The organism is Candidatus Magnetaquiglobus sp. (genome assembly GCF_058402785.1).
The window spans coordinates 13739-26324 of record NZ_JBZVFG010000001.1; the positions used below are offsets into that span (position 1 = coordinate 13739).

Annotated in this window: 11 protein-coding genes; 1 reads left to right on the forward strand and 10 read right to left on the reverse strand. The window is 62.8% G+C overall.

All coding sequences use genetic code 11. The annotated features are described in order from the left end of the window. Positions 1-52 precede the first annotated feature (52 nt). Entirely contained in the window at positions 53-1765 is a 1713-nt protein-coding gene (locus tag ACV4UY_RS00065; protein ID WP_491605635.1) for a WD40 repeat domain-containing protein, read from the reverse strand. 203 nt (positions 1766-1968) lie between these two features. Here ACV4UY_RS00065 and ACV4UY_RS00070 point away from each other — a divergent pair, with 203 nt between their 5' ends. Further along, complete coding sequence (locus tag ACV4UY_RS00070) at positions 1969-2289, forward strand: hypothetical protein (RefSeq protein WP_491605636.1); 321 nt, start codon at positions 1969-1971, stop codon at positions 2287-2289. 453 nt (positions 2290-2742) lie between these two features. On the opposite strand, the gene ACV4UY_RS00075 is transcribed toward ACV4UY_RS00070, so the two are convergent. The 9 genes from ACV4UY_RS00075 to ACV4UY_RS00115 form a co-directional block, all read right to left on the reverse strand. Then, complete coding sequence (locus ACV4UY_RS00075; protein WP_491605637.1) at positions 2743-3384, reverse strand: 3'-5' exonuclease; 642 nt, start codon at positions 3382-3384, stop codon at positions 2743-2745. Next, entirely contained in the window at positions 3381-5186 is a 1806-nt protein-coding gene (locus ACV4UY_RS00080) for a sensor domain-containing protein (RefSeq protein WP_491605638.1), read from the reverse strand. Before ACV4UY_RS00080 ends, ACV4UY_RS00075 begins: the two co-directional genes overlap by 4 nt. A gap of 202 nt (positions 5187-5388) precedes the next feature. After that, a complete protein-coding gene (locus ACV4UY_RS00085) occupies positions 5389-6786 on the reverse strand; it encodes an NAD(P)/FAD-dependent oxidoreductase (protein WP_491605639.1) in 1398 nt (465 codons plus the stop codon). A 27-nt stretch (positions 6787-6813) separates the two neighbouring features. Further along, positions 6814-7701 (reverse strand): cyclic nucleotide-binding domain-containing protein, encoded by an 888-nt coding sequence (locus ACV4UY_RS00090; protein WP_491605640.1) that lies wholly within the window; start codon positions 7699-7701, stop codon positions 6814-6816. Positions 7702-7704: 3 nt separating this feature from the next. After that, positions 7705-8043 (reverse strand): P-II family nitrogen regulator, encoded by a 339-nt coding sequence (locus ACV4UY_RS00095; protein WP_420905865.1) that lies wholly within the window; start codon positions 8041-8043, stop codon positions 7705-7707. 57 nt (positions 8044-8100) lie between these two features. Continuing rightward, positions 8101-9699, reverse strand: coding sequence for a citramalate synthase (cimA, locus tag ACV4UY_RS00100; RefSeq protein WP_491605773.1), 1599 nt, complete (start codon positions 9697-9699; stop codon positions 8101-8103). A gap of 79 nt (positions 9700-9778) precedes the next feature. Continuing rightward, positions 9779-11023 carry an aspartate kinase gene (locus tag ACV4UY_RS00105; RefSeq protein WP_491605641.1) on the reverse strand — a complete coding sequence of 415 codons (1245 nt, stop codon included), beginning with the start codon at positions 11021-11023 and terminating at the stop codon, positions 9779-9781. Between the two features lie 33 nt (positions 11024-11056). Further along, positions 11057-11698, reverse strand: coding sequence for a protein-L-isoaspartate O-methyltransferase family protein (locus ACV4UY_RS00110; protein WP_491605642.1), 642 nt, complete (start codon positions 11696-11698; stop codon positions 11057-11059). A 104-nt stretch (positions 11699-11802) separates the two neighbouring features. Then, positions 11803-12576 carry a nucleotidyltransferase family protein gene (locus ACV4UY_RS00115; RefSeq protein ID WP_491605643.1) on the reverse strand — a complete coding sequence of 258 codons (774 nt, stop codon included), beginning with the start codon at positions 12574-12576 and terminating at the stop codon, positions 11803-11805. Between the last annotated feature and the right edge of the window lie 10 nt (positions 12577-12586).

Consider the following 12586-nt stretch of genomic DNA (forward strand, 5'->3'; position numbering starts at 1 on the left):
TTAATCTTTGCAGACAATCCTTGCAGGTTCCATGCCAAACAACACAACCACATCACTGTTGAAATAACGTCTTGAAAAACTCGGGATTCTGATACTGCGGAAACTGGCCGGCTGGATAAAATTCCGCCAATTGCCCCTTGCCACGGTTGACGTGCCAGCCAATCAGGCTCGAAGCGCCCGGAGAAACGGCAAAAAAGTTCCGTGCCGACCACACCGCCCAGCGCTGCTGATCCTTGGAGACGAACAACGCCATGCTCTCCTCGCCACGCATGGCGTCATACCAACGGATCGTCCCGTCGCCGAGGGCCGCGATCACCCATTGCCCGTTACCCGAGACATTCACCGCCCACACCGGACCCGGCGTATGCACCTGCCAGCGCAACTGCCCGGAACGGAGATAAAGCCGCAGGGAAAAAGAGCTTCCGAGCGCAAAGAAGCGGTTCTTGGCGTCGATGCCCAACGAACAGGAGATCTCCTTCTCCGACATCGACAACTCCATGCCATTGAAGGTCACCTTGGTCCCATCTCCCCACCAACCGGTCACGTTCACCTCGTCCGTGGCGACCAGGGGCTCGTGCAAACCGGCTCCCGGAGTCGGAGCGGTCTGCAACAACAGCTTGTCCACCGTGAACCGTCCCCGATTGCTCCCCGAGGGGTCGTAGTCGAACTCCACCACGTTGCCCCGATCCGAAACCAGCAGACGTCTGGCACCGCCCTGGAAATTGGCGATAGCGCGCTCGCGGGTGAAAACCGCGAACCCTTGCCCGTCCAACACTCCCAACGCCGGATCCGCGGCGGTGAAGGCCACGCCACCACTCTTGAGGGGCAGAATCTGCATCACATTGCCATTCGAGGCGGGCAGATCCACATACTCGCCGCGCCCGTTGCCATCCGGCAACCCGCCATGGCTCCACCAGCGGATCAGCGACTTCCCCCGCCCCGCATGGCTTCCCGCGCCCAGCAGACGGGTCCCATCCGCGGACCAGCCGACCGTCCAGAGATTCCCGACCACGCCGGAGACATCCGGAAGGTAGCTCAACGTGAGATCATCCGCGGACAACACCGCCACCGTGGCCCGATCGCGAAAGCCCACGGCGATTTTCTTGCCATCCGGCGAAAAAGCCACCCCATGGGGTTTGCCGCCCTTGGCCAACTGCTTGGCCACGCTGGGACGAAAATTGGCATCGTACATGCGCAAGGCGCCATCGTAGGAACTGACCACCATGCGACCATCCGGGGCGAAATCGACCCAGTTGGCCGGCGCCTGATAGGGTTCACTCGCATGGATCCGGGTTCCGTCCGGAATGGTGAACACCTGCAAACCAGCACGTTCCCCGAACACGGCGGCCAGAAACACCCCGTTGGGAGAAAAGGCCATGTGGGTCACCGCCTCCGGAAGATTGACGATGCGCCGCCGGATCTCTCCACCCTGCACGTCGATCAGGTAGATGCAATAGCCATCGTCCCACTCCGGACCGGTCTGACCGGTGACCGCCACGGTCCGGCCATCGGGCGAGAAGGCCACGGCATGCAGGGACCCCTCGTTGCCAAGGCCGATCGGCACCCGCAGGGTGGATTGCAACCGGCCATCCCCGATCGACCAGATCTTGAGGGTCTTGTCATCCGAAACCGACACCAGATAACGCCCTTCGGCATCGGAATCGATGCGCCGCGCCAAGCCGGCATGCATGCCGCTCTCCACCCGCAGCACCGGACCGCCAAAGGGGACACGCTCCTCCGCCTGGAGGAGCGTTGCCGGAACCATAAAGGATGAAAACAATAGAATCAAAAAGATAGACAAGAATGAACCAACCGGGGAGGATTTTCGCAACCAAGAAGGAATCCCGTGCGCATTTTTCATGGCGTTTAAACGCAATTTAGATTATAGTGAGATAGAATGATGGCCAGCGTGGACCATCCGCCCCAGCACCCTCGTGTCGGACATCGCGTGGCACCCGGAGACGAATCATGGATTTGCGACTGTTTGAAGCCGATCTCACCCACCTGGATTCACACTCCCTGGAGAAAATCGCTCACATCGCCGCCCAAGCCCGTCGTTCGCTGCTGATTGGCATCGCCTCGATCCGGGACACCGACGAAACCACCACCGAGGCGCTCCCACCCACCTCCGATACCGATCTGATGGTGGCCCAACTTGGCAAGCTCACCCTGATGTGGGATGAGATCCATCACCGCGCCAGACGTCTGCTCACCGACGAGGTGATCCAGACCGACGATTGGCCGACCCAGACCAAGCCCGGCAAGTTCTCTCGGGTCACGGTCCACTGATTCCGCACCCCGCGCCATTCACGTCGCATCAAACGCACCCTGCGCCATTCACGCCGTACCAGACACACCCATCGCCAACCCTTCATGTCCCCAACTGGCAGGGTCCAGGGATCAATGACGCCTAGTGGATCAAGGGTGCCCCTCGTCGGTCTGCTTTCCAGACCATGTTCGCGGGATCGTTTCGCCAAAGACGCGAAAAAGGCTTCTTTAGAGAAGAGCGCGCTCAAGTCAAAAGCAACGTCCCAAGGGCTTTGCCCTGGGATCCCACCAGGGGGATCATCCCCTGGACCCTTGATCATGGAACGACGCATCCCTTAATGGGTGCGGTTTGAAAAACTGAAATCAAAAGCCAAAACTCGGAAACTCCGTCTCCGCACTTGAGCCGGGGACCTTGCGGTCTCCCGTCCCCTGCAATGATGGGTGTCCTGAATCCACCCCACCCCCGCCAGCCGATCACCCAACCGGTGCCAACGGCGAAGAGAAAACCCCGGTTTCGTGCATGCGCAAATAAATCTCCCGGCTGATCCAGGCATCCGTGGCTGCATAAACCAGCTGGAACGGCTTGAGTTCCGGATTCTCCCAGTTGGAACACTGGGCCCGCTTGGAGATACGCATGCCGAACAAATGCGCGGCCAAACCGCGCAACCCCTGACTGGCGATCGCCGCACGCCGGGCCACCTCGCCGACATCGATGAATCCGCGCGGTTGAAACGAAAAGAGCGTCTGCAAGGCACGCACGTCGTAATCAAGCCCCACCCCTACCTTGCGCCTGGCCGGATCGCTCAAAATGGCGGACAAGGCGTCGAAACGCTCCATCCCCTTGAGCTGGAACAGATAGACCGTCTCGGCCCCCGCCAGTTGTACCAGGGCCGGAAAATAGTTCTCGCCCTTGCGAAACGACGGACGGGTTTCGGTATCGAACCCGAGCACCGACTCGCGCGCCAGAAGGACGGCGGCCTCCTCGGCCTCGGCGTCGTCGCGGATCAGACGGATCGGACCATCCCAGCGCCGCACCGGCAGTTGATTGACCTCCTCGGGTGTCAGCTTGCGCATCCACTCGCGGGGAACTCTCGGATGGGGAAAAAAACCGTTCACACCCCCTCCTTGGGCGACAGCGACGCGCCACGCCGCAACATTTCGGTGAAAGCCTCGGCAGAGGTGGGCGCGCTGAACAGATACCCCTGCATTTCGTTGCAGTTCAGATTGCGCATGATCTCCAGCTGGGCATCGGTCTCGAGCCCCTCGACGATCACGGTCTGATGCAGACTGTGCGCCATGGCGATGATGGCGCTGACGATCGCGGCGTCACCTGGATTGTTCTCGATGGAACGGATGAAGGAGCGATCGATCTTCAAGGTCTTGAAGGGAAAATGGCGCAGCTGGCTCAACGACGAGTAGCCGGTGCCAAAGTCGTCGATGGAGAGCTTGACCCCCATGGCGCTGATGCGGTTGAGCACATCCACCGCCTTCTGCACATCCTCCATGATGGCGCTTTCGGTGATCTCCAGATCCAGACACTGCGGATCGATGCCGGTCTCCTTGAGACACGAATCGACGATCTTCACCAGATCCTGTCGCTGGAACTGCAAGGCCGACAGATTCACCCCAACGCGAATCATCGGCAGCCCCATCCGGCCCCAGTCGGCCAACTGCCGACAGGCGGTACGCAGCACCCATTCGCCGATCGGCAGGATCAAGCCGGTCTCCTCGGCCACGGGGATGAACTCCAAGGGGGAGACCAGACCCCGTTCCGGATGTTTCCAACGCACCAGGGCCTCGGCGCCCACCACCAGGCCGGTATCCAGATCCACCTGGGGTTGGTAATAGAGCACCAACTCCTCCCGTTCGATGGCATGACGCAAACTGGTCTCCATCGCGAAACGGCGCTTGGCGGTTTCGGTCATCTCCTGGGAAAAGAACTGATAGTTGTTGCGGCCCCGACGACGGGCGTGTGACAGAGCGGTGGCGGCGTTTTTCAACAACTGGGAAGCCTCGTGGCCATCCTGGGGGGAGAGGGTGATCCCCATGGCCGCCGACACCCGCAACTCCGTGCTGCCCATGACGATCGGCTCATCCAGGATCTCATGGAGCTTGCGCGCCACCACGCTGACATTGCGCACCGCAGCGGTCACATCGTCGATGTCGATCAGAAGCAGGGCGAACTCGTCCGAACCGATGCGCGCCACGCTGTCGCTGGTCCGCAGACACCGGGCCAGACGACGGGCCACCTCCCGCAACGCCTCGTCGCCACGTTCCCGGCCCAGCGAGTCGTTGATCACGGCGAAATTGTCCAGATCCAGGAAGATCAGACCCACCGCGTGCTGACGACGCGCGGCCTGGGACAGGGCCTGACGCAGGCGGTCCTGAAACAGCGCCAGGTTGGGCAGGCCGGTCAAGGGATCCCAGGTGGAGTCGGACGACTCCGTTGACAAGGGACGTTCGGAACCATGCTCGAACATGGGATCGGACAAAAAGGCGGACCCCGCCGCGCCACCGTCGATTCTGCCGAGTTGCGCGACGATGGTGCGCACCGGTCCCTGATCCGGCAGAACGGCCATGACCTTGAGTGAGAACCGAGCCGTTCCACCCCGTTTGACCGGCAGGGTGATGTGACCGATCCAGTATCCCCGGAACCACAAGGCATCTCCGATGGTGGTCAGTTGATCGCCGACCCCTTCGTGCTTCCAGAAACGCCGGACATGGCGGTGTTTCAACTCGCGTGTCGTATAACCGGTCAACAAGGCGCAGGCATCGTTGACCCCCTGGATCACGCCGCGTCGATCCAACAGCAGCACACCATCGGCACTGTTCTCCAGAAGGATTTTGAGCAGCCGGGCATTCTGACGACCATCACCACCCATGGGGCGGTTCATTCTCTTTTCAGACAGATCGATCATGGGCCTCGCTCTTCATCCGCGATACGAATGGTGCATCCTGGGGAGAGAACCCCCTCGCCCCTCCTGGCGTGGCCCCCGGACGGGTGTGCCACGATGTTCAGACAGAACCCATTCTGATGCAATCGGTCAATCATACACCATGATTAACCGAAAGTCGAAAGAGTTCCCGCGTTTCCCCGCCACGACCATGCACAAGAGGCCTTCACCCGGATGATGGACGGGATGGATCGTCCCGCATCCCGCCGCCCATCGTCCGCGAGAGGGCGCTCGTCAACGTCGCATGCAACAGCCGGAACACGAAACGAGGGGTCAACGCACGCATCAGGATCTCCCGATAGGTGGCGCTGCCGGTAAAAGTGTCCCACAAAACCCGGCTCATGTCCCGTCGTTCTCCTGGCAACGCCCTCTCGCCACGCACCATTCGCACCATGCCACGCCGCAAAAAGAGCCATTTCTGATAGAACACCGTGATCCAGAAGATCAACGTCCCGATCCGGTTGTCCCTGGCGATCCCATCCACCACCGGTTGGTAGCGGCGTCGGAAGTCATTGGCCGACACCCCGAAAAAGAGCGCGGTGACCACCGCCGCCTTGGCGGTGATGTAGGCCGCGCCGATCCCATCCTTGTAAAGACGCGAGATCGCCGCATCCCCGACCAGCACCACCCGATCGCCAAAGGGATTGATCGCGGCCCCGACGTTGAGTTTCGGCCCGCACTGACACGCCTGACCCATGCCGCAGGCCACCTTCTCCCCGATCCGCCAATCCAGCTCCGGGGGAAAACAGCTCCGGGTCTCCGGATCGTTCATGAACCGTTCCGCCAACTCCTTGTCGATATCCTCGCCCAACAGACAGATGGTGGCGTACTCGACCTTGGGGATCACGGCGGCGAATTTGAGTTTCGGGATATCCAAAAGAAAGATGTGCATGGAGTTGCCCAGATACTTCTGCACCGTCTCCACGCCCAGATGGATCTCTGAGACGAAGCCGCGCTTGACCGGCGGCTGTTGAAAGGCGATGCCCAGCCCCTCGAAGAGCTTCATCGCCCCGGTGTTGACCCCCACGGCACCGATCAGCAGGTCGTAGGTCTCGAATTCGCCATTGCCCACCCCGACCAGTGGGCGTCCCTGGGCATCCATGGCCAACTCCGCCACCCGCCGCGACAGAACCCGGACCCCCTTCTCGCGGGCCATCTCCAACAGATAGCCGTCGAAGCTGATCCACTTCTGTTCGCCCTCCGGCGCGCGCGGCCCACCCCCCCGGTAGACCGTGGCGATGCGCAGTTCGTCCACCGGCGTGGCGATCGCCACCGGCGGCTGATCACTGGTGTGCAGCACATAGGAGTCGATGCCGCGCTGCACCACGATCGGCGGCAGGTTGATCCCCTCGGCGGCCAGGGTCTGCACCAGGGATTCGGAGACCACGCCGGCGCACATGTTGCACCCCGACGGACCATGCCGGGAGAAGTTGCGTGGCTCGTACAAATCCACGTTCAGGCGCAAACCAACCCGCGTGGCGATCTCCATCAGAAAATAGGCGGCCATCGATCCCGCCGGTCCACCCCCGACCACGGCCACGCGCGACTGATCCGCGAGTTTCATCGATCGCCACCCCTGGTGTTTTTTTGATCAGGCCCGCGACCGCTCCACCATCCCCGGTTCCGCGAGCATCACCCCATCGCCTCCGCGCGTCTTCCCTTTCATGAACGCCCGATAGGCCGCCTGATTCAGCTGAGCGGACTGTTGATGCTCCGGGAAAATCGCCACCCCGCAGGTCACGGTGGCATGGAAAGGCCCATCCGCCGCCTCGAACGGCTGAGCGGCAAAGGCTGCGCGCACCTTTTCGCACACATGCACCGCCGAGGCGCCATCGGCCTCGTAGAGCAGCATGCCAAACCGATCCGCACCGAAGCGCCCCGCCACGTCGGTGCGACGGACATGTTCGCGGATCACCTCGGAGAGACGCCGCGACACCTGTTCGCCGACCTCCTCCTCGCGCTTCTCCACGATCCCGGCGTAGTCGTCCACCACCAGGATCGCGAAGGCCATGGTCTGTTTGAGTCGTCTGGCCCGTTTGACCTCGGTTTCCAGGAAGGTGGCCAGATCGATGTAACTGGTGAAGCCGCTGACCGGGCAGATCTCCATCTCGTCGGCGTGATCACGCATCAGTTCGTGATCCTGCTCGTGGATGCGCTGCGCCAGCTTGCGGATCAGCCGGAACGCCAGGGAGGGGTCCTGATGCAACCGGGAGAGAAAGGTCTTCTCGTCGAGTTGCAGGGCGCGCACCTCGGTGACGGCGCGCGCCGTGGCGATGCGGGCCTTTTCGGCAAACAGCGAGATCTCGCCGAAGATGTCCCCATCCTTCAAGGAGTTCAGGTGACGTGGCCCGAACTCCGACTCCATGACGATCTCCACCCGCCCCTTCTGGATCACGTACATGCAACGCGCGGGATCGCCCTGACGAAAGATGACCTCGCCAGGCTGGAAATGGGTGCCGAGTTCCCGCCCTCCCTTCATCGCTTACAGGGCGTTGGCATCGCGTTCGCCGGTCCGGATGCGCACCACCCGCTCGACGGGCGTGACGAAGATCTTGCCATCGCCGATCCGACCGGTCCGGGCCGCCCGTTCGATCGCCTCGACCGCCTGATCCACCCGATCGTCGTCCAGAACCACTTCGACCTTGAGCTTCGGCAGAAAATCCACCACGTATTCCGCCCCGCGATAGAGTTCGGTGTGGCCCTTCTGCCGACCGAAACCGCGCACCTCGGTGACGGTGATCCCCTGGATTCCCACCTCGGAGAGAGCCTCCTTGACGTCATCCAGCTTGAAAGGTTTGATGATCGCTTCGATTTTTTTCATGTTTCACCCTTCTTGCGTGCTTGCGGGATTCCAAAAACCATTCACACCACTGCCCGGTCATACCGCCGGGGTCGCGCCATCCTTGTAGAGCTTGAAGATCAAGGCATCCATGATGGCGGCATAGGAGGCGGCGATGATGTGTTCCGACACGCCGACCGTGCCCCAGGAACGCTCTTCGTCGCGCCATTCGATCAACACCCGCACCATGGAACCGGTCCCGGCGCGTCCGCCCAGCGCCTGGGGCAGGATGCGCACCTTGTAATCGACCAGGGTCACGGTGTTGATGGCCGGATAGTGCCACTCCAGCGCGCGCCGCAACACGGTGTACAGGGCATCCACCGGACCATTGCCCTCGCCGACGAAGTGGACCGGTTGCCCGCCCACCACCAGCTTGACCGTGGCCTCGGCTCCCATGATCCACGCGCCGTCATCGCGCACCATGCGGTTGTCGATCACCCGGAACCCCTGCTCGCGGAAGTACTCCGGCAACTGCCCCAGCGCCTTGCGCACCCGAAGTTCGAAGGAGGCCTCGGCGGCGTCGAACTGGTAGCCGCGGAACTCCAACTCCTTGAGTTCGTTGAGCAGACCCTGCAAACGCGGATCGTTGGGATCCACGTCCAGGATGCCCATTTCGCGGAACTTGTGGACCAGATTGCTGCGTCCGGCCTGTTCCGAAACCAGGATGCGTCGTTCGTTGCCGACCTGCTCCGGATCGATGTGTTCGTAGGTGACCGGATCCTTGAGGATCGCCGCCACATGCACCCCGGCCTTGTGGGCAAAGGCCGACGCGCCCACGAAGGGTTGGTTCTTCTGTGGCGAACGGTTGCACATCTCGTCCACGAAACGGCTCACCCCGGTCAGACGCGGCAGACCCTCGACCCCCAGACGGGCGTGACGTCCCATCTTGAGCAACAGGTTGGCCACCACGGTGGTCAGATCGGCATTGCCGCACCGTTCGCCCAGGCCGTTGATCGTGCCTTGCACCTGGGTGGCCCCGCACTCGACCGCAGCCAGGGTGTTGGCCACCGCCAGCCCGCCATCGTTGTGGCAGTGGATCCCCAACCGGGCGTCCGGCAGGGCGATCTGTCTCATGATGGCGGCGATCTCCCCCGGCAGGGAACCGCCGTTGGTGTCGCACAGGATCAGACCGTCGGCCCCGCCATCCCGCGCCGCCATCAGCGCCTTGACGGCATAATCCGGATCGGCCTTGAAACCATCGAAAAAGTGCTCGGCATCGAAGAAGACCTGATCGGTCCGTGCCTTGAGATGGCGAATCGAATCGAAAATCAGATCCAGGTTCTCTGCCGGCGCGATCCCCAGGGCGCGGGTGACATGCAACGGCCACGACTTGCCGAAGATGGTGATCACCCCGGTCCCGGCGGCCAGCAGAGCGTTGAGAACCGTGTCATCTTCGGCCTTCACCTTCGCGCGCCGCGTCGAACCGAACGCCACCAACCGGCTCCGCTCCAGTTTCAAATCCTTGGCACGGGCGAAAAAGGCCTCATCCTTGGGATTGGCCCCCGGCCAGCCGCCCTCGATGTAATCCACACCCAGCAGATCCAGACGCCGGGCGATGCGCAGCTTGTCCTCGACCGAAAATTGCACCGACTCGCTCTGCGAGCCGTCACGCAGCGTGGTGTCGTAGATGGCGATCATCTCGCCCACGCCCTTGCCGCCGCCCTTGCCGGACAGCCTGGCCGGGGCGGTCACCCGCCCCCGACCCGATTGATGCGGATCACTTTCCGACACGATCTCCGGCGTCCTTGTCCAGTTCGAATGCCGCGTGCAGGGCACGCACCGCGAGTTCCATGTACTTCTCGTCGATCACCACCGAGATCTTGATCTCCGAGGTGGAGATCATGCGGATGTTGATCCCCTCGGCGCTCAGCGCCTTGAACATCCGTTGCGCCACCCCCGAATGAGAACGCATGCCCACCCCCACCACCGACACCTTGGCGATGTCCGGATCGCCCACCAGATCGCGGGCGCCGATCGAGGCCACGGGATCCTTCAGCACCTCCATCGCCTGGCGAAAATCCCCCTTGGGCACGGTGAAGGTCAGGTCGGTTTCGCCGCTCGAAACCGAGATATTCTGGAGAATCATGTCCACGTTGATGTTGGCGTCGGCCAGGGTGCCGAAGATCAACGCGGCGATGCCGGGCTTGTCGGGCACGCCCAGGACCGTGATCTTGGCCTCATCCCGATTGAACGCAATGGCGGAAACCACGACTTGTTCCATGTCATCATCCTCTTCGGTCAACAGAGTTCCAGTCCCTTCCTCCAGGGAAGAGAGCACCCGCACGGGGACCTTGTACTTCTTGGCCAGCTCCACGGAGCGGGTCTGCAATACCTTGGCCCCCAGCGAGGCCATCTCCAGCATCTCGTCGTAGGAGATGCGATCCAGCTTGCGCGCCTTGGGCACCACGCGCGGATCGGTGGTGTACACCCCGTCCACGTCGGTGTAGATGTCACAGAAGTCGGCCTTCAGACCGGCGGCGATCGCCACCGCCGAGGTGTCCGAACCCCCGCGCCCCAGGGTGGTCACCGCGCCATGCTCGTCCACGCCCTGGAAGCCGGCCACCACCACGATGCGGCCCGCGTCGAGATCGGCTTGGATGTTGGCCGCCTCCACGTCCAGGATGCGCGCCTTGGCATGCACGCTGTCGGTCACCAGACGCACCTGCCACCCCTGATAGGAGCGGGCCGGCACGCCGAGGGAGTCGATGGCGATGGCCAGCAGACCGATCGACACCTGTTCGCCGGTGGCCACCACCACGTCGTACTCCCGCTGGCTGTAGTCGCCGCCGGAAAGTTCCTCCACCAGGGCCACCAGGCGATTGGTCTCGCCCGCCATGGCCGATACCGTCACCACCACGCGGTGTCCCGCGCGGTGCGCCGCGACCGCTCGCGCGGCCACGTTGCGGATCCGTTGGATGGTGCCAACGGAGGTCCCGCCGTATTTTTGTACGATCAAACTCACGGTCGTCTCATCCCTGATTTACGTTGAAACCCCTCAAACCCGAAACCCGCCATCGCCGAAACCGGGCAGAATCGGGGCCACGGTATCGAAAAGCGCCTCCTCGCGGGCTGGCACGCCCGAGATCTTCACCCCCCGCATCACCACGTCGCCGGTCAACCCCATGATCGCGGTCAACGCCCCGTCCGGCTGCATCTGGCCGACGATCTTGTTGGGAACCGTCGCCACCGCGCCACAGATCAGGATGCCGTCGTAACGACCCGCCTCGCTCCAGCCGTCGGCCAGGGGAGCGACCCTCCAGGCAACGTCGGTCCCCTCGGTGAGTCTGGCTCCGCGCGACGCCAACTCGGCATCGGATTCGAGGGCGAACACCTTCATGCCCATGGCGGCGAGCAGGGCGCTCTCGTAGCCGCTGCCGGCCCCGATCACCAGCACCCGATCCCCGGCGGAGAGGGCCAACGCCTGAATCATCTGGCCGGTCTGCAACGGGGTGAGGGAGCGTCGGCCCGAATCGTTCCAGGCGACCGGCATGTCGGAGTAGGCCAACGTCATGTGGGCCGGAGTGGTGAACGCCTCGCGCGACACCCGCAGCATGCCGGCGAGCAGCGTCTCATCGAGCACCATGTTCGGCACCGCCTGGGATTTGACCATGTTGACCCGGGCCAGATTGTAGTCCATCGTCATCCTTCCCTTTTGTTGGATATCCATGAAGGGGGGCGGATCCCCCGCATCCCGACCGGGTTTCGTCCTCTGGACGCAACCCGAAAAAAGAGTCAACAGCATTACCCTTTATATGCCAACCCCGGACCGATTGCAAAGCGGTTTTTCCACGCCGCGCGGGTTCGTTCCAGCCGCTCCGGTGTGCCGATATCGGCCCAGAACCCCTCCAGCACCACGCCGAACAACCGACCAGACCGGATGGCATCGTCGTAGAAACGGTTCAGGGAGAACGGTTCGATCGGATACCTTTCCAGGGCGCCGGGTCGAATCATCTGCAACCCGGAGTAGATCCATCCTGCCTCCCCGTCCACGGCGCGGCGCAAACGGCCATCGACCGGATCGACGCCGAAATCCCCGCGTCCGCCATCCAGGGTGGGAACCAGTCCCAACCGTCCGTCCATGCGCGTCTCGTCGAACCCGACGACCAGGGAGGCCAGATCCAGATCCCAGGCCACATCCCCATTCACGGCCAGAAACGGCTCGGTGCCAAGATGAGACAAGGCCTGGCGCATCCCGCCGCCGGTCTCCAGCAGCGACTCCTCGCGCGACCAGACCACCTCCAGGCCAAAAACCGCCCCATCCCCGACGTGATCGACGATCCGGTCCGCCAGGTGATGCACGTTGATCACCACCCGGCGGATCCCGAGACCGGCCAGGCGCGTCAGGGTGTGGTCGAGGAGCGGACGTCCGCCCATCTCCACCAACGGTTTGGGAAGCGTATCGGTCAGGGGACGCAACCGCTTGCCGTATCCGGCGGCCAGGATCATCGCCTGCATGCCCGCGTGACCCACCCGCGACGGCGTGGCCTGGTTCGGCGGCTGGATCATCGCCCGCATGCCCGCACCC

Excerpts from the sequence above, each read along its gene's own strand:
- ACV4UY_RS00115 (WP_491605643.1), bottom strand. The coding sequence starts at position 12,576 with ATGCGGGCGATGATCCAGCCGCCGAACCAGGCCACGCCGTCGCGGGTG.
- cimA (WP_491605773.1), bottom strand. The coding sequence starts at position 9,699 with ATGATCGCCATCTACGACACCACGCTGCGTGACGGCTCGCAGAGCGAG.
- ACV4UY_RS00095 (WP_420905865.1), bottom strand. The coding sequence starts at position 8,043 with ATGAAAAAAATCGAAGCGATCATCAAACCTTTCAAGCTGGATGACGTC.
- ACV4UY_RS00085 (WP_491605639.1), bottom strand. The coding sequence starts at position 6,786 with ATGAAACTCGCGGATCAGTCGCGCGTGGCCGTGGTCGGGGGTGGACCG.
- ACV4UY_RS00070 (WP_491605636.1), top strand. The coding sequence starts at position 1,969 with ATGGATTTGCGACTGTTTGAAGCCGATCTCACCCACCTGGATTCACAC.
- ACV4UY_RS00080 (WP_491605638.1), bottom strand. The coding sequence starts at position 5,186 with ATGATCGATCTGTCTGAAAAGAGAATGAACCGCCCCATGGGTGGTGAT.
- ACV4UY_RS00065 (WP_491605635.1), bottom strand. The coding sequence starts at position 1,765 with ATGGTTCCGGCAACGCTCCTCCAGGCGGAGGAGCGTGTCCCCTTTGGC.
- ACV4UY_RS00110 (WP_491605642.1), bottom strand. The coding sequence starts at position 11,698 with ATGGACTACAATCTGGCCCGGGTCAACATGGTCAAATCCCAGGCGGTG.
- ACV4UY_RS00090 (WP_491605640.1), bottom strand. The coding sequence starts at position 7,701 with ATGAAGGGAGGGCGGGAACTCGGCACCCATTTCCAGCCTGGCGAGGTC.